Consider the following 22,737-nt stretch of genomic DNA (forward strand, 5'->3'; position numbering starts at 1 on the left):
GACACGAGTATGCTCTACTGGTTGACGGAATTGTCGGATGGCGGGGACTTCTTTAACCTGTTTCGCTACATCACCATGCGTTCGGGTGGGGCGTTTTTCACATCGCTCATTCTCGCGATGGTGTTTGGTCGTCCGTTGATCGACATGCTGCGCCGCCGTCAGGGCAAAGGACAGCCGATCCGTGATGACGGTCCCGAAAGCCATTTCGTGAAGGCGGGGACGCCGACTATGGGCGGGCTATTGATCCTCGTGACACTGATGGCCTCGACGCTGCTCTGGGCGCGTCTGGATAACCCCTATGTGTGGATCGTGATCTTCGTCACCCTGTCTTATGGCGCTATCGGTTTTGCCGATGACTATGCGAAAGTGTCCAAGGCGAATACCAAAGGCGTGTCGTCGCGCGTGCGTCTCCTTTTGGGGTTCCTGATTGCGGCCATCGCGGCCATTTGGGCCTCTTCGGTGCACCCCGACGAATTGGTGAACCGCCTCGCATTGCCGATTTTCAAAGACGTGTTGCTCAATCTGTCGTTCTTCTTCGTGCCCTTCGCGATGATCGTGATCGTGGGGGCCGCGAATGCGGTTAACCTCACGGACGGGTTGGACGGGTTGGCGATTATGCCTGTGATGATCGCGGCAGGGACGCTAGGTGCGATTGCCTATGTCGTGGGCCGCGTCGACTTTACCGACTATCTCGGCCTGCATTACGTGCCCGGCACGGGGGAGATCCTCGTGTTTACGGCGGCGCTGATCGGCGGGGGATTGGGGTTTTTGTGGTTTAACGCGCCGCCCGCTGCGGTGTTTATGGGCGATACCGGATCGCTGGCATTGGGTGGTGCGCTCGGCGCAATTGCAGTGGCCACAAAGCACGAGATTGTTCTGGCCATTGTCGGCGGGTTGTTCGTGGTCGAGGCGCTGTCCGTTATTATTCAGGTGCTCTATTTCAAACGCACAGGCAAACGCGTTTTCCTCATGGCGCCGATCCATCACCATTATGAGAAAAAGGGCTGGTCCGAGCCGACCATCGTGATCCGTTTCTGGATCATTTCGCTGGTGCTCGCGCTGGTCGGCCTTGCGACATTGAAGCTGCGCTAGGCGGCGCGGTTTTTCGAACGTAACAAAAGAGAGGCGCGCGCCATGATCCCGGTTGTGGGCTACGAAGGTCGTAAGGTTGCAGTGCTCGGGCTCGGGCGTTCCGGTATTTCGGCGGCGCGCAGTTTGGTCGCCGGCGGTGCCGAGGCGCTGTGTTGGGACGATAGCGTGGAGGCCCGTGATCGCGCCGCAGCCGAGGGTTTCACGATCCATGACCTGACCCGCGCGGGGGCATTTGATAGTGTCGCCTGTCTCGTCGTTAGTCCGGGTATTCCCCATCTCTACCCCGAACCGAACCGTGTGATCGCCGCCGCCTGGGAGGCAGGTGTGCCGGTCGATAACGACATCGGTCTGTTTTTCCGCTCGCTCGGGCAGGGGGACTGGATGGACCATGACACGCCGCCCCGCGTAATTGCGGTGACGGGGTCGAACGGGAAATCCACCACGGCGGCGCTCATCCATCACATCTTTAGCGAGGTCGGTGTTCCTAGCCAGTTGGCGGGTAACATCGGGCGTGGTGTTCTCGATATCGAACCGCCCCATGATGGCGAGGTGATTGTGTTAGAGCTGTCGAGCTATCAGACCGATCTGGCGCGTTCGCTCACGCCGGATGTGGCGGTTTTCACCAATCTTTCGCCCGATCACCTCGACCGCCATGGCGGCATGGGCGGGTATTTCGCCGCCAAACGGCGCCTGTTCGCCGAAGGCGGACCGGATCGCTGCGTGATCGGCGTGGATGAACCCGAGGGGCGCTATCTCGCCAACCAGTTGGTCGAGGGGCTGGAGGACAGTCGCCTCATCCGGATTTCAGCGGGCCAGAAGCTCGTTCACGGGTGGAGCGTGTTTGCGCGCAAAGGGTTCCTGTCGGAGTGGCGCAAGGGTCGCCAATCTGTGTCGATTGATCTGCGTGCCATGGACGGGTTGCCCGGTGCCCACAACCACCAGAACGCCTGTGCAGCCTACAGCGCGGCGCGTGCGCTAAACCTCGGACCGCGTCAAATCGAGACGGCGCTGGCGTCCTTCAAAGGGCTGCCGCACCGGTCCCAGTTGGTAGGCGAAAAAGACGGTGTGCGGTTCGTCAATGACTCCAAGGCCACGAATGTCGATGCGGCAGCCAAAGCATTGCAGGCATTCCCGCGCATTCGCTGGATTGCGGGCGGGTTGGGGAAAGACGGCGGAATATCCGACCTCGCGCCGCATTTGGGGGCGGTGGCAAAGGCCTATCTGATCGGGTTTTCCGCGCGCGATTTCGCCCTTCAGTTGGGCGATACGCCTTATGAGATTTGCGAAACCATGGAGGTCGCGGTGGCCAAGGCGGCGGCCGAGGCCGAAGCGGGAGATACCGTTCTCCTCGCGCCTGCGGCAGCATCGTTCGACCAGTATCCAAACTTTGAAAAGCGCGGCGAGGACTTCACCGCGCAGGTCGAGGCGTTGCTCTGACGCTTTAGTAGTCGAGTGCGTCGAGGGTCGATTTCAGCAGGCGCGCGGAGGCCCCGAGCGCATCGTGTTCTGCGTCATCGAGTTCGGGGAAGAGGTCCGCGACCACACCCGTCGCGCCGACAATGCGCGGGATCGACAAGGCAACATCGTGGACGCCTTCGACTTTTGGCGTGACGATGGAGACGGATTGCACGGTTTGCTCATCGCGCGAAATGGCGCGCACCAGACGTTCGAGGCCCGCGCCGATGCCATACCACGTCGCACCTTTTCCGTTGATGATCGTATAGGCGGCATTGCGCACGCCGTCGTCGATTTTCGCTTTCACATTTTCGGTTAGCGGCGATTTCATCTGGGCTGCGAATTCCTTGACCGACAGGGCGCCTGCGCGCGCAGACGACCATGCGAGAACTTCGCTGTCGCCGTGCTCGCCGAGCACATAGGCGTGCACGGACTGCGGGGCGATGCCCAGATGCACGCCGATGAGATAGCGGAAACGCGCAGTGTCGAGGATGGTGCCAGAGCCGACTACCCGCGCCGGATCGAGACCCGACAGACGGGTTGCGATCTGGGTCATGATGTCGACGGGGTTGGTGGCCACGATCAGCACTGCATCGGGGGCTGCGCTGAGGACCTTACCGATGATTTGGCGGAATACATCGGCGTTGCGGGCCAGCAATTGCAAACGGCTTTCGCCCGGTTTTTGCCCGACGCCGGCTGCGAGGATCACGATGCCCGCACCTTTCAGCATGTCGTAATCGCCAGCGGTCACGACCGTAGAGGAGGCAAAGGGGACGGCATGGGCGATGTCTTGGGCCTGCGCGCGGGCGAGATCGCTGTTGTAATCGACAAAGACGATTTGGCTCGCAGAGCCTTTGAGGGCGATCGCATACCCTGCTGCCGATCCGACCATTCCTGCGCCGACGATGCCGATTTTCATGTGATGTCTCCTGTCGCGTTCGCGTGACGTTAGCGCCACCATATCAGCATGGCTTGTGAAATCCATGACCCCGATCAATTCAACACAGTGAATGTCAGGCGGGCGGGCATGTAAATCCGTAGTAGCCTTGGACACAAAAAGCCGTTACTCTTTGGGGATAGACCCGCGCCAAAAGCGGGCGACGATGAGGCAGTAGGCGGTGTCATGACAGAAATGGTCTATGGGTCCGTCCGCGATCAAGTGGGCGAGCCGGTTCTTCCCCGTTGGTGGCGGACGATCGATAAATGGACGCTCACATGCGTCTTTGCGCTTTTCGGGATCGGGCTCTTGCTCGGCCTCGCGGCTTCGCCGCCGTTGGCGCAGAAAAACAATTTCGGCGACTTCTTTTATGTCCAGAGACAGGCCTTTTTCGGCTCTGTCGCGCTCGCCATTATGGTCATGGTGACCATGATGGACCCTGCCAAAGTGCGTCGCCTCGGGGTTTTGGGCTTTGGTGGGGCGTTCATCGCGCTCGCGCTTTTGCCGTTCTTTGGTACTGACTTCGGTAAGGGTGCTGTGCGGTGGTATTCCATGGGTTTTGGCTCCGTTCAGCCCTCCGAGTTTCTTAAACCCGCATTTGTCGTCACCGCCGCGTGGCTCATGGCCGCGTCACAGGAAATCGGTGGGCCGCCGGGCCGGCTCTATTCCTTCTTTATCGCCATTGTGGTGGTCATGCTGCTCGCTCTGCAGCCGGACTTCGGGCAGGCGTCTTTGGTGCTTTTTGCGTGGGGCGTGATGTATTTCGTGGCCGGTGCACCGATGCTTTTGCTGATCGCGATTGCCGGTGTGGTGGTGGCAGCGGGAATGTTCGCCTATGAAAACTCCGAACACTTTGCGCGCCGCATCGACGGCTTTCTCAACCCCGACATCGATCCGACCACGCAGATTGGTTACGCGACGAATGCGATCCGCGAGGGAGGTCTCTTTGGCGTCGGCGTGGGCGAGGGGACGGTCAAGTGGTCCCTGCCTGATGCGCATACAGACTTTATCATCGCGGTCGCCGCGGAAGAATACGGGCTAATCCTCGTGTTCATCATCATCGCGCTTTACGCCACGATTTGCGTGCGCTCGCTGTGGCGGCTGATGCGTGAACGTGATCCGTTCATTCGTCTGGCGGGGACGGGGCTGGCCTGTGCCTTTGGCATTCAGGCGTTCATCAACATGGGCGTAGCGGTGCGTTTGTTGCCCGCCAAAGGGATGACGTTGCCATTTGTGTCCTACGGCGGTTCTTCCGTCATTGCGTCGGGCATCGCGCTCGGCGCGCTATTGGCGTTCACGCGCACGCGGCCACAGGGTGAGATTGGCGACGTTCTGATCCGGCGGGGGCGCTAATGGCACCTCTGTTGGTCATCGCGGCGGGTGGCACCGGCGGGCACATGTTCCCGGCGCAATCTCTGGCCGAGGTCATGTTGGCGCGTGGGTGGCGGGTAAAGCTATCTACCGATGAGCGCGGGGCGCGTTACACCGGCGGGTTCCCCGAGGCCGTCGAAATCGATGTCCTGACCTCCGCCACCTTTGCGCGTGGCGGCATCATGGCCAAGGCGGGTGTTCCCTTCAAAATTCTCGGCGGCGTCATGTCGGCGCTGCGCAAGTTTCGCAAAGACCGCCCGTCGGTTGTGGTGGGCTTTGGCGGCTATCCGGCCATTCCTGCCGTCGCGGCCGCCACGCTGTTGAAGCTGCCGCGCATGATCCACGAACAAAACGGCGTGCTCGGTCGCGTGAATGCGATCTTTGCCAAGCGTGTTGATGTGGTGGCCTGTGGGACGTGGCCGACCAAACTTCCGGACGGGATCGAAGGTGTGCATGTCGGCAATCCCGTGCGCGCCTCAATCGGCGACAAGGCAGGTGCTCCATACATTCCGCCCGGCGATTACCCGATGTCGATCCTCGTGCTGGGCGGATCTCAGGGTGCACGCATTACTTCCGACGTCGTGCCTGCGGCCATTGCGGCCCTCACCGACGATCTCAGATGCCATCTGCGCGTGGCCCAACAGGCCCGCCCCGAGGACGTCGAACGTGTCGAAGCGGCCTATGACGCGGAGGGCATTGGCGCAGACGTGCGCACCTTCTTTGATGATGTGCCCAAACGGATGAGCGAGTGCCAACTGGTAATCGCACGCTCCGGCGCGTCCACTGTTGCGGATGTTTCGGTCATCGGGAGACCGGCGATTTTTGTGCCCTTTGCGGCGGCGACCGCCGATCACCAGACCGCAAATGCGCGCGGGTTGGTCGAGGCAGGTGCTGCGATCCTCATTCCGGAGAGCAAATTGACTGCGCAAAGTCTTGCCGAGCAAATCGAGTTGGTTCTTGGCAATGTGAGCGGGGCCGTGCACATGGCCCACGCCGCCCTATCGGTGAGCAAACCCGAAGCGGCACAGGAGCTCGCAGCGCTGGTTGAAACACTTGCCGCGCGCGAAAAACCGTGACCGATACGAGTCTATAAGAAAGAATAAAACAATGAACGCAGCCACCAAACTCCCCACCGAAATCGGCGCCATCCATTTCGTTGGCATCGGCGGAATCGGCATGTCAGGCATCGCCGAAGTGCTGCTCAACCACGGCTACCGCGTGCAGGGCTCTGATTTGAAGGCGTCCAAGATTACCGACCGGCTGAAAGAACTCGGGGCGGTGATTTATGAAGGTCAGCGGGCCGAGAACCTCGAGGGGGCCGAGGTCGTGGTGATTTCCTCGGCGATCAAACCGGGCAACCCCGAACTCGACGCGGCGCGTCTGACGGGTTTGCCGGTGGTGCGTCGCGCCGAAATGCTCGCCGAGTTGATGCGGTTGAAATCCAACATCGCGGTTGCCGGAACGCATGGCAAAACCACGACCACGACCATGGTGGCCGCTCTTCTGGATCAGGGCGGGATCGATCCGACCGTGATCAATGGCGGCATCATTCACGCCTATGGGTCCAACGCCCGCGTGGGTGCCAGCGACTGGATGGTTGTGGAGGCCGACGAAAGCGACGGCACGTTTAACCGCCTGCCCGCGACCATTGCGATTGTCACCAATATCGACCCCGAACACATGGAACATTGGGGCACCATCGAAAACCTGCGTCAGGGGTTTCTGGACTTTGTTTCGGGCATTCCCTTCTACGGTCTGGCCGTGTGCTGCACGGATCATCCCGAGGTTCAAAGCCTCGTGGGCAAAATCACCGACCGCCGCGTTGTAACCTACGGGTTCAATGCGCAGGCGGATGTGCGTGCGGTCAACCTGACCTATAAAAAGGGTGTCGCGCATTTCGACATCGCACTCGCTTCGGAAGACATGGTGATCGAGGATTGCAGCCTCCCGATGCCCGGTGATCACAACGTGTCCAACGCATTGGCCGCGGTCGCCGTGGCCCGTCATCTCGGCATGAAAGCGGCGGAAATCAAAGAGGCCTTGGCGAATTTCGGCGGCGTGAACCGCCGGTTTACGAAAGTAGCCGAGGTCAACGGTGTAACCATCATCGACGACTACGGCCATCACCCTGTGGAAATTGCCGCCGTGTTGAAGGCGGCGCGCCAGTCCACGGAAGGGCGCGTCATTGCGGTGCACCAACCCCACCGCTATTCGCGCCTGCACACATTGTTTGATGATTTCTGTACCTGCTTTAACGAAGCCGATGTGGTCGGGATTGCCGAAGTCTATGCGGCGGGCGAAGAGCCCATCGAAGGGGCGATGCGCGATGATCTCGTGGCGGGTCTGATCCGCCATGGTCACCGCCATGCACGTGCGGTCAATTCCGAAGACGATCTCGAACGCCTCGTGCGTGAACAGGCGCGCGATGGTGACATGGTGGTGTGCCTCGGGGCGGGGACGATTTCGACCTGGGCGCATAATCTGCCGGAGCGGCTCGCGAAAGGATAGGCACGCGCATGTCCGACCATCTGAAACGACGCATTGGTCCGGTCCTTTTGACCGCTTACGGCGTGGGCGTGATGGTCGGGGCGGGGATCTACGTTCTTGTCGGTGCAGTTGCTGCTCAGGCGGGGCTCTATGCGCCGCTGGCCTTTTTGATCGCCGGTTTGATCGCCGCGCCCTCGGCGCTATCCTACGCCGAACTATCCACCCGCATTCCCGAAGCCGCCGGTGAGGCCGCCTATGTCGAGGCCGGATTCGGGTCGCGCGCTTTGGCCCAGTTCGTCGGTGTAACGATTGTTCTGGCCGGTGCGGTGTCTGCGGCGGCGGTTTTGCGGGGCGGGGCGGGATATCTCACGAGCGTCGTCGACGTGCCTTTGAACGTCGCTATTCTCGTGATCTGGGCCTTTCTGATCGCGGTCGCGATTATCGGTGTTCTCGAAAGTCTGGCATTGGCGGCCGTTTTCACGGTGATCGAAGTAGTCGGACTGACCATGGTCGTCTGGGCAGGGTGGTCGGCGCCTGTGTCCCCCGATTGGGCTGTGCAGGCTGCGCCCTATTGGGGCGGGATCGGGATCGCTGCGACGCTGGCGTTTTATGCCTTTATCGGGTTCGAAGACATTGTGAACTTGGCGGAGGAAACCCGCCGCCCCGAACGCACAATGCCGATTTCAATCATCGCCGCGCTGTTGATCACCACAGGTCTGTACGCGGTCGTCACGGTTGCCGCCGTTCGCTCTGTGCCGCTCGATGCGCTGGCCGGATCGGAGATGCCGCTGGCACTGGTGTTCGAGGCGGGCGGCGGGCCGGTTGCGCTGCTTTCCTCGATCGCGGTGGTCGCCGCGCTCAACGGTGTGCTGGCTCAGGTCATCATGGCCGCACGGGTGCTTTTCGGGATGGGGCGCCGCGCGGGCATTTTCTCCGGCTTTCACCATGCCCACCCCCGTTTCGGCACGCCTGTGCGCGCGACGCTCTTGGTCGGCGCGATGGTTTTGACAGCTGCGTTGCTGCTGCCGGTCGCGGAACTGGCAGGGGTGACGTCGGTTCTGCTGCTTATCGTCTTTGTACTCGTTAATTTCAGCCTGATCCGCATCAAGGCGCGCACGCCCAAAGCACCATTTCGCACACCGACCTGGGTGCCGGTCGTGGGGTTGGTTTTCGCCTTGGCTGCCCTCGCGACGGTCGCATTTGGCGGGGTTAGCGGATGACGCCCTATCTTGCGCTATGCCTTTGGGCCTTGGCCACGATGGCTCTGGCACCCTTGCCGATCCGCTATCAGAAAATCCCGGGGTCAATTTTGCTCCTCACACTGCTGCCGCTATTGGTGTGGCTCGGGCGCGAAGCGGGGGCATTGCCTGTTGTGATTTGCTGCATCGCGGTCGGATCGCTGTTTCGAAAGCCGCTGGCCCATGTGGCGGGCAAAATCTTTGCGCAAAAGCGCGGTGACTAAAGGGGAATACCCATGCCGACATCATTAATTCTCGCATGTGTCTGGGTCATCGCGGCCAATGTCATTGCGATGACGCCGTCGAAAAAGCTGCACTGGCCGCAGGCCTATGGGCTCATCGCGCTGGGGGTTCCTCTTCTGGGCTATGTCACTTATGAAAACGGCCCATGGATTGGGCTATTGGTTCTCGCGGCCGGTGTGTCGATCCTGCGTTGGCCGGTGCTCTATTTCGGCCGATGGATAAAACGATTGGTCACGAAAGGCCCCGCTGAATGAACTACCCTGCTGTCCGTGGGACACTGAGCGAAAACCGCCCGCTTGCCGATCTAACGTGGTTGCGCGTGGGTGGGCCAGCGCGCGCGTTGTTCCAACCAGCGGATGTCGCGGACCTGCAAAGTTTTCTCGCCGCCCTTCCCGATGACGTGTCCGTTTTTCCGATGGGCGTGGGGTCAAACCTGATCGTTCGTGATGGAGGTCTGGACGCGGTGGTGGTCCGGCTTGGGCGCGGGTTCAACGGGATTTCGTTTGATGGCACGCGCGTGATTGCGGGCGCTGCGGCATTGGATGCGCATGTGGCGCGCAAAGCGGCGGCAGAGGGGCTCGATCTGACGTTCCTGCGCACTATTCCCGGGGCCATTGGCGGCGCGGTTTGCATGAATGCAGGCTGCTACGGCTCCTATGTTGCCGATCATTTCGTTGAAGGCCGCGCGGTCACGCGGGCAGGGGAGTTGGTCACACTCAGCACGGCGGATCTGAAATTCCAGTATCGCCAGAGCGATCTGCCCGAAGGGTGGGTCCTGATCGAGGCCACCTTCGAGGCGGTGCAGGGCGACCCCGAAGAACTGGCCGCACGGATGGAGGACCAGCTCGCCAAGCGCGACGCGACCCAGCCGGTGAAGGACCGCAGTGCAGGATCGACCTTTCGCAATCCGGCGGGATTTTCATCCACCGGACGGGCCGATGACGTGCATGATCTGAAAGCGTGGAAGGTGATTGATGACGCAGGTCTGCGCGGGTTTTCCATCGGCGGCGCGCAGATGAGCGAGAAGCATTCCAACTTCATGATCAACACCGGCGGGGCCAGCGCGCATGATCTCGAACTTTTGGGCGAGACAGTGCGAAAAAAGGTGTTCCAAAACGCCGGCATCCGGTTACAATGGGAAATCAAACGCGTCGGTGCGTTCGACGGGGATCCGATCCTCGACGGCCTCGCCGGATAAACGTGAAAATTAGCGCACTTCGAAAACGGAGGCGTTTAAAGGGGCCAGATATAAGGCTCTGGAATTGAGGCACTGGTGGGCATGTCGAGCAGGCAGTCCCCGAAAGTTGCGGTAATATTGGGCGGACCTTCGGCTGAGCGCGAAGTGTCTCTGTCCTCCGGTCGTGAATGCGCCGCCGCGCTACGGGGCGAAGGATTTGAAGTTGTCGAGATCGACGCGGGCGCGGATATCGCGGCCCGTTTGCTTGACGTGAAACCGGACGTCGTTTTCAACGCGCTGCATGGCCGTTGGGGCGAAGATGGCTGCATTCAGGGCGTTCTCGAATGGCTGCGCATTCCCTACACGCATTCCGGTGTGCTCGCATCCGCACTCGCCATGGACAAAGAAAAGACCAAAGAGGTCTATGCGCTTGTTGGTCTCCCAATTGCCCACAGCGTTCTGGCGCATCGCGACGCGGTCGAGGCCGCCCATGTCATGGCGCCTCCCTATGTCGTAAAGCCCTACAATGAAGGCTCCTCGGTCGGTGTCTACATCGTTCACGAAGGCTCCAACGCACCGCGTCTGGCGCAGGACATGCCGCAGACGGTTATGGTGGAACAATTTGCCCCCGGTCGCGAGTTGACCTGCACCGTGATGGGGGATCGCGCGCTCTGTGTGACCGATATTCTTACCGATGGCTGGTATGACTACGACGCGAAATATGTCGCGGGTGGATCGCGCCACGTGTGCCCCGCCGAGTTGCCAGCCGACATTACCGCCGCCTGTCAGGAATACGCACTTCGCGCACATGCGGCGCTCGGGTGTCGCGGTGTGACGCGCACCGATTTCCGGTGGGATGAGGCAAAGGGTGTCGATGGGATCATTCTACTAGAGACCAATACCCAGCCGGGCATGACCCCGACGTCGCTGTCGCCCGAACAGGCACAGGCGGAAGGCATGAGCTTTGGTGCCTTCGTGGCCTGGATGGTGGAGGATGCTTCATGCGACCGGTAGACCACGATCAGTTTGTCGCAGCCCCCGCACCGGGTGGATCGGCGCGTGTCTCCGAAGCGGTAGCGCGTGCGTTGCGGGCGCGCACGTCTTCCTCGGCGTCGCCCCGTCGCGACCCTGCGCCATCGCGGGTTGCCTACCGGATGAGCCGTCTGTGGCTCACCCCGTCTTTCCGTTTTTTCCTGCGCCGCGTCGCCCCCGTTCTGGTGGTTGCAGCCGTAGCGGGTGCGTATTTCTCGGTCGAGGAAAACCGCCGCGCCATCACCGACACCTACATGCAGGTGAAGGGCGAGGTTCAGAACCGTCCCGAATTCATGGTCAAACTCATGGCTATTGATGGCGCTTCTGAGGAGCTTTCCCACGACATTCGCGAAGTTGTGCCAATTGATTTCCCATTGTCCTCCTTTGATCTGGACCTTCCGGGCATGCTCGAACAAATCGAGAGTCTGGATGCAGTTTCGCAGGCGCATCTGCGTGTGCGGGCAGGGGGTATTTTGCAGGTGGATATCACCGAGCGTGTGCCCGCGGTCGTGTGGCGTGGGCCCCATGGGCTCGAACTGCTCGATCCTGCCGGACATCGCGTTTCGGCATTGGATATGCGCCAAGATCGCCAAGACCTGCCGTTGATTGCGGGTGTCGGGGCGGATCGCTACGTCGGCGAGGCGCTTTCGCTCATCACGGCTGCCCGCCCGATCCTGTCCCGTGTGCGCGGGCTCGTTCGGGTTGGAGAGCGGCGCTGGGACATGGTTCTGGATCGCGACCAGATTATTCAATTGCCGGAAACGGCGCCTGCCGCCGCATTGGCGCAGGTGATTGCGCTCGAGAGCGCAAAGGAACTTTTGGCCCGTGATGTGCGGGCCGTCGACATGCGCAACCCGGAGCGCCCGACGCTACGGCTGAACCCAGAGGCACAAGCGGACATGCAACGGATCAAAGGTCTAGAACGCGGAGTATCAATGCAATGACGGATCTTTACGGAACCCAGCGCGCGATGCGCAATATGCGCAAAGCGGCAATCCAGCGCGGCGTCGTGGCCATTCTGGACGTCGGAACTTCCAAAATCGCTTGCCTCGTGCTGCGCTTTGACAGCGACAGTTTCGATGGTGGCGATGGGGTCGGGGCCTTGGCCGGTCAGTCCGCTTTTCGTGTTATCGGTGCGGCGACCACGCGTTCGCGTGGCGTGCGGTTTGGCGAAATCGACGCTATGGCGGAAACCGAACGCGCCATTCGCACAGCGGTTCAGGCCGCGCAGAAAATGGCCCAGACCCGTGTCGATCACGTCATCGCCTGTTTCTCCGGTGGCAGTCCGCGTTCCTACGGATTGGTCGGAAAAGTCGATGTCGAAGGCGATACAGTGAGCGAACAGGATGTCGCGCGCGTTCTGGCCGCCTCCGATATCCCCGAATACGGCAACGGTCGGGATGTCCTGCACGCGCAGCCGGTGAACTTTGCGCTCGACCATCGTTCCGGTCTGGCCGATCCACGCGGTCAGATCGGGCATTCTCTTGCCTGCGACATGCATATGCTCACGGTTGATACCAGCACGATCCAGAACCTGCTCTACGCGATCAAGCGCTGTGACCTCGAGGTCGCGGGTCTTGCGTCGGGTGCCTATGTGGCGGGGATTTCCGCCCTTGTTGAGGATGAACAGGAACTTGGCGCGGCCTGTGTGGATATGGGTGGCGGGGCGACGGATGTCTCCATCTTTATCAAAAAGCACATGGTGCACGCGGACTCTGTGCGGATGGGGGGCGACCACGTCACCTCCGATATCGCGATGGGCCTGCAAATCCCGATGGCAACGGCCGAGCGGATCAAGACTTTCTACGGCGGTGTCGTGGCGACAGGCATGGACGACCGCGAGATGATCGAGGTTGGTGGTGACAGTGGCGATTGGGAAAAAGACCGTCGCACGGTGTCGCGCGCCGAGTTGATCGGCATTATCCGTCCCCGCGTTGAAGAAATCCTCGAAGGCGTGCGCAGCTGCCTCGATGCGGCAGGGTTCGAACATCTGCCCTCACAGCAAATCGTGCTGACCGGTGGCGCGAGCCAGATCCCCGGTCTCGATACTCTCGCGCCCAAAATCCTCGGCCAGCAGGTCCGCATCGGACGTCCGCTGCGCGTGCAGGGCCTGCCTCAGGCGGCGACGGGCGCGGCCTTTGCCTCTGCGGTCGGGCTTTGCCTGTTTGCGGCCAATCCACAGGACGAGTGGTGGGATTTCGAGATGCCGACCGAACGTATGCCCGCGCGATCTCTCAAACGGGCGATGCGTTGGTTCAAGGACAACTGGTAAGCACGAACAAGAGCTGGTAGACTTATCCACAGAGGGTGATTCAGCGCCCCAAAGGTAAATAGGCACCGAGCAGTGCCCCCATAGGTTGAAAATCTCGAGGCGCCCATCGCGGTGCGCGCGCGCCAGTTCTTTGGACTGCTATGTTGTGCGCACTTTCGCTTCGCCTCATAAATGTTGGTATTTGCGCAAAATACCGCCGATACACGGCGTAAGTAGCACCACATTTTGTGCATCGACCAAGTTTTTTGGGTGACGTGAGGGCGTAAACCCCTTAGGTTTTCACAGAATAGGTGAAGTTAACCCCGAATCCGGGGTGGGGACAGTAATAGGCCGTCAGTCGCGGCCCAAAACAAAATCAGGCGGACGATCATGGCTTTGAATCTTACCTTACCCGAGCGGGACGAGTTGAAACCGAAGATTACGGTATTTGGTGTTGGTGGCGCGGGCGGTAACGCCGTGAACAATATGATCGACAAGTCCCTAGAGGGCGTCGATTTTGTGGTCGCGAATACCGATGCGCAGGCGCTGCAGAATTCGCGCGCTACGGCGAAAATCCAGATGGGCGTCAAGGTCACCGAAGGTCTCGGTGCCGGTGCACGCCCCTCCGTTGGTGCCGCGGCTGCCGAGGAGACCATCGAAGAGATCGTCGATCACCTCGCAGGCGCGCACATGTGTTTCATCACTGCCGGCATGGGCGGTGGTACAGGAACCGGCGCGGCACCGATCATCGCGCAGGCTGCCCGTGAATTGGGTGTTCTCACCGTTGGTGTCGTGACCAAGCCGTTCCAGTTCGAGGGCGCAAAGCGTATGCGTCAGGCCGAGGAGGGTGTCGAAGCTCTCCAGAAAATGGTCGACACGCTGATCATCATCCCCAACCAGAACCTGTTCCGTCTGGCCAATGAAAAAACCACCTTTACCGAAGCCTTCTCGCTCGCCGATGACGTGCTTTACCAAGGTGTGAAGGGTGTGACCGACCTCATGGTCCGTCCGGGTCTCATCAACCTCGATTTCGCCGATGTTCGCGCCGTTATGGACGAAATGGGCAAAGCGATGATGGGCACAGGCGAGAGCGAGGGCGAAGATCGCGCCGTTCAGGCCGCTGAGAAAGCCATCGCCAACCCGCTCCTCGACGAGATCTCGCTCAAAGGCGCCAAAGGTGTTCTCATCAACATCACCGGCGGTCACGACCTGACGCTTTTCGAACTCGACGAAGCCGCAAACCGTATCCGCGAAGAAGTCGACCCAGACGCGAACATCATTGTTGGCTCCACGCTCGACACCTCGATGGAAGGCATGATGCGCGTCTCCGTTGTTGCAACCGGAATCGATGCGAACCAATCCGTTGGTGACGTGCCCGTTCCGCGCCGTCGCCTGTCCGAGCCGCTTCAGGCACCACAGGCCGTGGAAGACAAACTCGAAGCCGAGGCACCTGCCGCCATTGCATCCGCCGCAGCCATCGAGAATGCAGAGCCCAAACAGCCGATGCTGGACGTGTTCGATCCCGTCGTTGCGGAGGAAGCCGCCGAGGAAGAATATTTCGACGCTGCAGAAGATCTTCCGCCACCCGCCTATCAGGCGCGCCCCGCTCCCGTTGAGCAGCCGATGATGCACGAGCCAGAAGCAGATGCATTTGTTGCCCCACGCGGTCCTGCACCCGGTACGCCAACACCCGAAGCGCTCGCGCGTCTTCAAGCCGCTGTGCAACGCCGCCCCGGCGCGGCAGCTCCGGCTCAGGCGCCGCAACAGGCGGCTCAGCCTTCGCCCGAAGCACAGCAGAAGCCGGGTCGGTTCGGCATCAACAGCCTGATTGGTCGCATGACCGGTCACACAGATGGTGCGGCCCCCCGCGAAGAAGCTCCGGCACAGAACCGTTATGCCGGCGCTGCACGCCCTCAGCCGCAGCCTCAGGTGGCCCGTCCTCAGTCCCAACCGGCCTATGAGGAAGAAGAAATGATGAGCCCCGAAGACGAGAAAATCGAAATTCCTGCCTTCTTGCGCCGTCAGGCAAACTAGCGCTAACATGGCGTGACGCGCCGTCACGGTTTTATGCGATCACGAATAGAAAGGGCCGACGCAAGTCGGCCTTTTTCTTTTGTTTTCAGATACTTTCCGCAGCGCAGCGAAATTTTCGGCAATCCTCCGCCCTCGGCAGGGCGCAGATGTTTCAAAGCGTTACAAAGATTGAGTTGAGCGTAGCGCCAGTCGTGGTTAGCTCACTATCAACCAGTCTTAACCCCTCCCGCGATCCCGTGGTTCGGTTTAGGAGAAGAAACGTCAGAGGCCTGATTTTGCAGCGCACGATCAACAAACCGGTAATTTTCGACGGCGTGGGTCTCCACTCCGGTGCTGCTGTTCGCATGACCGTTGGGCCGGCGCCTGCCAATTCCGGTATCGTGTTTGTGCGCGCCGACATCGCGGCGGATCCGACCGATGCGCGCGACCCGATCATTCCGGCCCGCTGGGATCATGTCACACCTTCCTCTTTGTGCACGCTTATGGAAAACGCCGACGGTGTTACGCTGTCGACGGTCGAACATGTCATGGCCGCTCTCGCAGGCTGCGGTGTGACCAATGCGGCGATTTCGGTCGATGGACCGGAAGTTCCGATTGTGGACGGTTCGGCGGCACCTTTTGTCGCGGCCTTCCTCGAAGCGGGTCTGGCCTATCAGGATGCGCCACAACGCGCGCTCAAGATTTTGAAAACCGTCGAGGTCAGCCACGGCGAAGCGCGTGCGCGTCTCGAACCGGCGGATACGATGGAAATTGATTTCCACATTGATTTCACAGATGCGGCGATCGGTGTGCAGGACAAACGTCTCGTGCTCGCCAACGGTGCCTTTGTCCATGAACTGATGGATTGCCGCACCTTTTGTCGAAAGTCGGATGTCGACGCGATGCAGAAAAACGGCCTCGCCCTCGGCGGGACCTATGAAAACGCGGTGGTGGTTGACGGCGATGCGGTGTTGAGCCCCGGTGGCCTACGTCACGCAGACGAACCTGTGCGCCACAAAATGCTCGACGCCCTTGGTGATCTGTATCTGGCGGGGGCTCCGATCCTCGGCCGTTATGTCGGTGAAAGGGCGGGTCACGCGCTGACCAACAAGCTTTTGCGCGCTCTTTTCGCGACGCCTGGCGCATGGGCCTATGTGACCGTTGACGCCGCAGATGCGGCTCGGTTGCCCGGTGCAGGGGTGACCCGTTCGGATCTGGCGCTTTCTGCCTGACGGGCACGATTGCGCGAGACTGGGTTCTTTCCCGCCCAAAGGCGTTTTGCCCCCCATTTTTCTATGCTAGACCTTTGCGCACGACCCGTGCAAAAGGGTCGAGAATGACTGTTGGGTAAGAGAATTCCATGACGGCACCGCGCGTACGAGGCAGCAAAAAATGGGTACTTGGGCTTTCGTTCCTCGTCCTTGCAGCTTGTGGAAACAGAGCGCCGGATCGTGATCTGGAAGGGTATCCCGCAAAAGACATCTATGAACGTGCCGAGTTCGAAATCAGCCAACGTGATTTTGGCGATGCCGCATTCTATTTCGGCGAGGTCGAGCGTCTCTATCCCTATTCGGATTGGGCAAAGCGCGCCCTCGTGATGCAGGCATTTTCCTACCACCGCGATCGTGATTACGAAAACGCGCGCGTGGCCGCGCAGCGGTTCCTCGATTTTTATCCCGGTGACGAGGATGCGGCCTACGCGCAGTATCTTCTCGCGCTGTCCTATTACGACCAGATCGAAGATGTCGGCCGCGATCAGGGTCTGACATTTCAGGCGCTGCAGGCGTTGCGTACGGTGATCGAACGCTATCCGGACACGGAATACGCGCGCTCCTCGATCCTCAAATTCGACCTCGCCTTCGACCACCTCGCGGGCAAGGAAATGGAGATCGGGCGCTACTATCTCAAACGCAAACACTACACGGCGGCCGTAAACCGGTTCCGCGTCGTGGTTGAACAATTCCAGACCACGCGTCACACGGCAGAGGCGCTGCACCGGCTCGTGGAGTCCTACCTGTCCCTCGGTCTCATCGAAGAGGCACAGACGGCGGGGGCCATTCTGGGCCACAATTATCAATCGACCGAATGGTATGCAGACAGCTACAAATTGCTGACGGGGCAGGGGCTTGAGGCCCGCGCCTTTGACAACAACTGGCTGGGCGCGGTCTATCGCCAGATGATCCGCGGCGAATGGCTCTAGGCACAATAGGCGCGACATGCTGAGAAGTCTCGACATCCGGGACATGCTGATCATTGACAGGCTCGCGCTCGACTTTGCGCCGGGTCTCAATGTGCTCACGGGCGAAACCGGCGCCGGTAAATCCATCCTTCTTGATAGCCTCGGGTTTGTCCTCGGGTGGCGAGGGCGCGCTGAACTTGTGCGTGCGGGGGCCGAGCAGGGCGAAGTGACGGCGGTGTTTGATCTGCCGCGCGGGCATGACGCCGAGGCGGTTCTGGCCGAAATGGGGATCGATACCGACGACGGCGAATTGATCCTGCGGCGCGTCAATAGTGCCGATGGGCGCAAAACCGCATGGGTAAATGACCGTCGCGTATCTGGCGATGTATTGCGCCGCCTCTCCGATGTGCTCGTGGAGCTGCATGGGCAACATGACGACCGTGGGTTGTTGAACGCGCGGGGTCACAGGGCGCTTCTGGATGCCTTTGGCGGGCTAGAGGCGCAGGTCGCCACAGTTAGCGAGCATTGGCGCGCCCTTGCACAGGCACGAAAAGACCACGCGAGCGCGATCGAACGTCAGGCGGCCTTGAAAGCAGAAGAAGAGTATTTGCGCCATGCGGTCGGGGAGCTCGATGAGCTCTCGCCACAGGCGGGTGACGAGGCGCGTTTGGACGCGGAGCGACGGTTGATGCAATCGGCAGAGAAGATTGCCGGTGATGTTGCCAAAGCCCATCAGGCGATGTCCTACGACGGGGCCGAAGGCATGCTGTCAGATGCGCTCAAATGGATCGAAGGTGCGGCGGATCGCGCCGAGGGTCGGTTGGACGAGGCGATTGAAACATTGGGCCGTGCGCTCAACGAAATTTCCGAAGCGCAGTCGCAGGTCGAAGACTGTCTGGAGGCGTTGCGGTTTAACCCGCACGAACTGGAGGCTGTGGAAGAGCGGTTGTTCGCCATTCGCGGCCTCGCGCGCAAACACAACGTGCTGGCTGACGATCTCGGCCCCTTTGCGGACGACCTGCGCATGAAACTAACCGCGCTTGATGACAGCGTGGCGGATCTGGCGCGGCTGGAAATGGCGGTTGCGAAGGCCGAGAAACAATACGCCAGCTCTGCCGAAGCGCTCAGCGCGGCGCGCAAAGTGGCGTCTCAGTCGCTCGACGCGGCGGTCGGGGCGGAATTGGCGCCTTTGAAAATGGAGCGCGCTGTCTTTGCAACCGAGATCACACCGGCGGAGGCAGGGCCCTCCGGCATCGACACCGTGGCCTTTACCGTCGCGACGAACCCCGGTGCGCCGTCGGGGCCGCTGGGCAAAATTGCCTCCGGTGGGGAGCTGTCGCGTTTCCTGCTCGCGCTCAAGGTTTGCCTGACGCGGGATCAACGCGGTGTGACGATGATTTTCGACGAAATCGACCGTGGGGTAGGCGGTGCGACGGCGGATGCGGTCGGGCGTCGATTGAAGGCGCTCGCGGACGAAGGACAGGTTCTGGTCGTGACCCACTCCCCACAGGTTGCCGCACGCGGAGGCCATCACTGGCGCGTGGCCAAGCGTGTTGAGGACGGGCAAACCCTCTCCGAGGTCGCGCCGCTCGATGAGGGCGCGCGGATTGACGAGATTGCGCGGATGCTCGCGGGCGACACAGTAACCGACGCCGCGCGCGAGGCTGCGCGGGCTTTGTTGGCGGGGTAAACCGTTTCAGGCTGACAAACTGCGGGTGCGGTCTAGCTGTCGCGCGGCGGGACGAGTTTGCCGGGGTTCATCAGGTTTTTCGGGTCGAGAGCGTCTTTCAGCGCCCCCATGACGTCCCATGCCGCGCCGTGTTCCGCCGCCATATACCCCGTCTTTCCCATTCCGATCCCGTGTTCGCCACTTACCGTGCCGCCCATTTCGAGCGCGCGAACTGCCATCTTTCGCGACAGTTCCTTTGCCTGCGCAAGGTCGGATTGGCTATCGGGATCAATGAGGAGGATGGCGTGGAAATTCCCGTCCCCCACATGCCCAAGGATTGGCCCCGCGATGGACGAAGCAGCGATGTCGGCGGCGGTTTCTTCCACCGCATCGGCCAGACGCGAGATCGGGACGCAGATGTCGGTGACCACCGATGTGCAGCCCTTTTTGAGCGCGAGGCAGGCATAGAACGCATTGTGTCGCATGGCCCAGAGGGCGGTGCGGTCTTCGGGTTTGGTGGCGAATTCAAATCCCGTCGCGCCAAAGTCGGAGACGATTTCCCCAAAGGTTTTGACCTGCGCGGCGACGCCGGATTGTGAGCCGTGGAATTCAACGAAGAGGTGCGGCTTTGTCGGGAAATCAGCGCCCGCGTATTGATTGACGGCACGCACGCTTTCGGAATCGAGAAACTCGATCCGTGCAATAGGCAGGCCGATCTGGATGGTGTCGATGACGGCGGCGACCGCGGTGCGGATGTCATCAAAGGCGCAGGTCGCGGCAGAGACCGCCTCCGGTTGCCCGTGCAGACGCAGGCGCAGTTCGGTGACGAGGGCCAGCGTGCCTTCGGAGCCGACGAGAAGACCGGTCAGGTCGTAACCGGTCGAGGATTTGCGCGCACGGCTGCCGGTTTCGATCACGGTGCCATCGGCCAACACGGCCGTCACCCCGAGAACATTGTCGCGCATCGTTCCGTATCGCACGGCGGTGGTGCCGGATGCCCGCGTCATCGCCATGCCACCGATCGAGGCATTCGCACCGGGATCGACGGGAAACATCAACCCAGTGGCGCGCAATTCGATGTTGAGCTGTTCGCGCGTCACACCGGGACCAACAACCGCGTCCATGTCTTCGGCATTCACCGAGATGACGCTATTCATACGCGTGAAATCGACCGTGATCCCGCCACGGATGGCGGATGTTTGCCCTTCGAGCGACGTTCCCGCGCCATAGCCGATGACAGGAATGTCGTGTGCATGGCACAGCTTCACCATCGCGGCGACCTCTTGGGTCGTTTCGGGATAGGCGACCGCATTGGGCGGCGCAGGGGCAAACCACGTCTCCGAGCGACCATGTAGATCGAGTTCAGACTTGGATCGCGTCAGACGACCCTTTAGAACAGAAGAAATCTCGGCAAAAAGGGTGTCGTTTATCATCGTCAGGTCTCCGCAAGCCGAGGAGACAATAGGCATTCGCTAAAAAAGTCTAAAGCGACAATTGCGCAGGGCGCACAAGAAGATCGGACCGGCAGAAACATGGCCGAGAGCAAACAAAGCTATCCGCAAAAAGCGCTGCGCGAGATCGTGACAGGGTTTTCGCAGACGCTATTGCTCATCCGGAATCGGGGTCCGAACCAGATCCAGTTCTGGTTTATTGCCTTGGCAATCGGGGTGGCTTCGGGTTTTTCGGCCCTCCTTTTTCGCAAAGGTATCAATGCACTACAGGCATTCCTTTACGGGACGGATGACGTTCGACAATTGCACAGTTTTGCCAGCGATCTGCCTTGGTACTGGATTTTGATGCTGCCCATTCTGGGCGGGCTTGTGGTCGGGATCATTTTGAACTGGTTTACGCCCGACGGGCGCGTGCGCTCGGTCGCGGATGTGATTGAGGGGGCGGCGCTGAACGAGGGCCGGATGGAAAAACGTGCCGGCATTGCCTCAGCTTTCGCCTCCCTGATCACATTGTCGACCGGCGGGTCCACGGGGCGGGAGGGGCCGGTGGTTCACCTCGCGGGGGTAATTTCGAGTTGGGTGTCCAACCGTCTGCATGCAAACGGGGTCACGGGGCGCGATCTATTGGGCTGTGCAGTGGCGGCGGCAGTGTCCGCGTCCTTCAACGCGCCCATTGCTGGGGCGATCTTTGCGCTCGAGGTGGTGCTGCGCCATTTCGCGGTGCATGCCTTTGCGCCCATCGCCATCGCATCGGTCGCAGGGACGGTGATCAACCGGCTCGAGTTTGGCGATGTGACCGAATTCACGCTCGCCGCGGAGGGTGCGCTGTCGTTTTACGTCGAGTTGCCTGCTTTCGTTCTGCTCGGCCTGCTCTGCGGGTTCGTTGCCGTTTTGATGATGCGCGCGATTTTCATGGCCGATGATTTCGGGTCCTGGGTGCAGGAGCGGATCGGTTTGCCACCGGTGCTGCGTCCGGCCCTGACGGGGGCCATGCTCGGCCTGCTGGCCATCGGGTTTCCGCATATTATCGGCGTGGGGTACGAAACAACTTCGGCGGCGCTAACCGGTTCTCTATTGCTGCGCGAAGCGGTGGTGTTCGCGTTTTTGAAAGTCGTCGCTGTCGCAATTACCATGGCAGGTCGCATGGGGGGCGGGGTGTTTTCACCGGCTCTCATGGTGGGCGCTTTGACGGGGTTGGCGTTCGGATTGGTCGCCACGGCGATTTTCCCCACAGTTTCAGGTACAGCCACGCTATATGCGCTCGCCGGGATGGGGGCCGTCGCGGCGGCGGTTCTCGGCGCGCCGATTTCAACAACGCTGATCGTGTTCGAGTTGACGGGGGACTGGCAAACAGGATTGGCAGTGATGGTGGCCGTGTCGCTCTCGACGGCGCTGTCATCGCGTCTCGTGGATCGGTCGTTTTTCCTGACGCTGCTGGAGCGGCGCGGGGTTCATTTGGCGGCAGGGCCACAGGCCTATCTATTGGCCACATTGCGGGTGCATGAATGCTATCGAAAACCAGACGCGCCACGTGCGGCGTCCGATGAAGCCTGCCGCGAGTTGATTTCCCAAGGCATCTACATTTCCCCCAACGCCACCCTTGAGCAGGCGATGCCATTGTTTGAAAAGAACAATTTCGTGTTTATTCCGGTGGTCACCCTGCGCGATGACGCGCAGCCGGAATTGCATGGCGCCCTGTTTCAGGTGGATGCGTTACGGGAATTCAACCGTGAACTCGCGGCGACTGCACAGGAAGAGCATTCGTAATCAGGGCTCGCGAAGGCGTCGGTCAAATGCGTTCGACGGCGGCTTTTTGCGGGTAGAATGCGACGTGGTCCTTGATGGCTGAAACGGCTTCCTTGGGGTCTTCATAGGACCAGCCAGCGTCTTCGATCACCACGGATTTTGTGTGGATCGAGTAGTATGTCGCGTTGCCTTTGAAGGGGCAGCTCGACACAGTGTCGGTCTGTTCGAGGAAAGCCATGGCGAGGTCTTCGCGCGGGAAATAGATGACGCTCGGGTAGTCCCCCTCGGTCAACTCCAGAGCGCGCGTGCTTTCGCCCAAAACGGCGCCGCCAGCCCGCACAACCCAAGTCCCATCAGCCTCACGTATCGTGATGTGCTCTGCCATGTTCGCTCTCC

General features: G+C 60.7%; 20 protein-coding genes. 17 read left to right on the top strand and 3 right to left on the bottom strand.

Annotation, left to right across the window (positions count from 1 at the left end):
• Positions 1-9 precede the first annotated feature (9 nt).
• Together mraY and murD are read left to right on the top strand one after the other, a co-directional pair.
• Entirely contained in the window at positions 10-1,092 is a 1,083-nt protein-coding gene (mraY, locus tag ABD815_RS01170) for a phospho-N-acetylmuramoyl-pentapeptide-transferase (protein ID WP_344842300.1), read from the top strand.
• A gap of 42 nt (positions 1,093-1,134) precedes the next feature.
• Positions 1,135-2,529: a UDP-N-acetylmuramoyl-L-alanine--D-glutamate ligase gene (gene murD / locus ABD815_RS01175; RefSeq protein ID WP_344842303.1), complete on the top strand. Its 1,395-nt coding sequence runs from the start codon at positions 1,135-1,137 to the stop codon at positions 2,527-2,529.
• Between the two features lie 4 nt (positions 2,530-2,533).
• Here murD and ABD815_RS01180 read toward each other — a convergent pair whose 3' ends face one another.
• Positions 2,534-3,466 (bottom strand): L-lactate dehydrogenase, encoded by a 933-nt coding sequence (locus ABD815_RS01180; protein WP_344842306.1) that lies wholly within the window; start codon positions 3,464-3,466, stop codon positions 2,534-2,536.
• A gap of 204 nt (positions 3,467-3,670) precedes the next feature.
• On the opposite strand from ABD815_RS01180, the gene ftsW reads away from it, so the two are divergent.
• From ftsW to recN, 14 genes are all read left to right on the top strand, one after another.
• Positions 3,671-4,837, top strand: coding sequence for a putative lipid II flippase FtsW (gene ftsW, locus ABD815_RS01185; RefSeq protein WP_344842309.1), 1,167 nt, complete (start codon positions 3,671-3,673; stop codon positions 4,835-4,837).
• Positions 4,837-5,931 (top strand): UDP-N-acetylglucosamine--N-acetylmuramyl-(pentapeptide) pyrophosphoryl-undecaprenol N-acetylglucosamine transferase, encoded by a 1,095-nt coding sequence (locus ABD815_RS01190; protein WP_344842312.1) that lies wholly within the window; start codon positions 4,837-4,839, stop codon positions 5,929-5,931. The genes ftsW and ABD815_RS01190 overlap by 1 nt, the downstream gene beginning before the upstream one ends.
• A 31-nt stretch (positions 5,932-5,962) precedes the next feature.
• Complete coding sequence (gene murC / locus ABD815_RS01195) at positions 5,963-7,363, top strand: UDP-N-acetylmuramate--L-alanine ligase (RefSeq protein ID WP_344842315.1); 1,401 nt, start codon at positions 5,963-5,965, stop codon at positions 7,361-7,363.
• An 8-nt stretch (positions 7,364-7,371) separates the two neighbouring features.
• Positions 7,372-8,562 carry an APC family permease gene (locus tag ABD815_RS01200; RefSeq protein ID WP_344842318.1) on the top strand — a complete coding sequence of 397 codons (1,191 nt, stop codon included), beginning with the start codon at positions 7,372-7,374 and terminating at the stop codon, positions 8,560-8,562.
• A complete protein-coding gene (locus ABD815_RS01205; protein ID WP_344842320.1) occupies positions 8,559-8,804 on the top strand; it encodes a DUF2484 family protein in 246 nt (81 codons plus the stop codon). Before ABD815_RS01200 ends, ABD815_RS01205 begins: the two co-directional genes overlap by 4 nt.
• A 12-nt stretch (positions 8,805-8,816) precedes the next feature.
• Positions 8,817-9,077: a DUF2484 family protein gene (locus tag ABD815_RS01210; protein ID WP_344842322.1), complete on the top strand. Its 261-nt coding sequence runs from the start codon at positions 8,817-8,819 to the stop codon at positions 9,075-9,077.
• Positions 9,074-10,021, top strand: a complete 948-nt coding sequence (gene murB, locus ABD815_RS01215) for a UDP-N-acetylmuramate dehydrogenase (RefSeq protein ID WP_344842324.1) — start codon at positions 9,074-9,076, stop codon at positions 10,019-10,021. The genes ABD815_RS01210 and murB overlap by 4 nt, the downstream gene beginning before the upstream one ends.
• Positions 10,022-10,096: 75 nt before the next feature.
• Positions 10,097-11,014 carry a D-alanine--D-alanine ligase gene (locus ABD815_RS01220; RefSeq protein ID WP_344842327.1) on the top strand — a complete coding sequence of 306 codons (918 nt, stop codon included), beginning with the start codon at positions 10,097-10,099 and terminating at the stop codon, positions 11,012-11,014.
• Positions 11,002-11,976, top strand: a complete 975-nt coding sequence (locus ABD815_RS01225; RefSeq protein WP_344842329.1) for a cell division protein FtsQ/DivIB — start codon at positions 11,002-11,004, stop codon at positions 11,974-11,976. Before ABD815_RS01220 ends, ABD815_RS01225 begins: the two co-directional genes overlap by 13 nt.
• Positions 11,973-13,304 carry a cell division protein FtsA gene (gene ftsA, locus ABD815_RS01230; protein ID WP_344842332.1) on the top strand — a complete coding sequence of 444 codons (1,332 nt, stop codon included), beginning with the start codon at positions 11,973-11,975 and terminating at the stop codon, positions 13,302-13,304. Before ABD815_RS01225 ends, ftsA begins: the two co-directional genes overlap by 4 nt.
• Positions 13,305-13,673: 369 nt before the next feature.
• Entirely contained in the window at positions 13,674-15,317 is a 1,644-nt protein-coding gene (ftsZ, locus tag ABD815_RS01235; RefSeq protein WP_344842335.1) for a cell division protein FtsZ, read from the top strand.
• Between the two features lie 275 nt (positions 15,318-15,592).
• Positions 15,593-16,528, top strand: a complete 936-nt coding sequence (gene lpxC / locus ABD815_RS01240) for a UDP-3-O-acyl-N-acetylglucosamine deacetylase (protein WP_344842338.1) — start codon at positions 15,593-15,595, stop codon at positions 16,526-16,528.
• Positions 16,529-16,656: 128 nt separating this feature from the next.
• Positions 16,657-17,496 (top strand): outer membrane protein assembly factor BamD, encoded by an 840-nt coding sequence (locus tag ABD815_RS01245; protein WP_344842341.1) that lies wholly within the window; start codon positions 16,657-16,659, stop codon positions 17,494-17,496.
• A gap of 16 nt (positions 17,497-17,512) precedes the next feature.
• Positions 17,513-19,165 (top strand): DNA repair protein RecN, encoded by a 1,653-nt coding sequence (recN, locus tag ABD815_RS01250; protein ID WP_344842344.1) that lies wholly within the window; start codon positions 17,513-17,515, stop codon positions 19,163-19,165.
• Positions 19,166-19,197: 32 nt separating this feature from the next.
• Here recN and ABD815_RS01255 read toward each other — a convergent pair whose 3' ends face one another.
• Positions 19,198-20,577, bottom strand: a complete 1,380-nt coding sequence (locus ABD815_RS01255) for an FAD-binding oxidoreductase (RefSeq protein ID WP_344842346.1) — start codon at positions 20,575-20,577, stop codon at positions 19,198-19,200.
• A gap of 99 nt (positions 20,578-20,676) precedes the next feature.
• Between ABD815_RS01255 and ABD815_RS01260 the strand changes: the two genes are divergently transcribed.
• Entirely contained in the window at positions 20,677-22,362 is a 1,686-nt protein-coding gene (locus tag ABD815_RS01260) for a chloride channel protein (protein ID WP_344842349.1), read from the top strand.
• A 22-nt stretch (positions 22,363-22,384) separates the two neighbouring features.
• Here ABD815_RS01260 and ABD815_RS01265 read toward each other — a convergent pair whose 3' ends face one another.
• Positions 22,385-22,726, bottom strand: a complete 342-nt coding sequence (locus ABD815_RS01265) for a DUF427 domain-containing protein (RefSeq protein ID WP_344842352.1) — start codon at positions 22,724-22,726, stop codon at positions 22,385-22,387.
• Positions 22,727-22,737 lie beyond the last annotated feature (11 nt).

The organism is Celeribacter arenosi (assembly GCF_039539485.1).
GTDB lineage: Bacteria > Pseudomonadota > Alphaproteobacteria > Rhodobacterales > Rhodobacteraceae > Celeribacter > Celeribacter arenosi.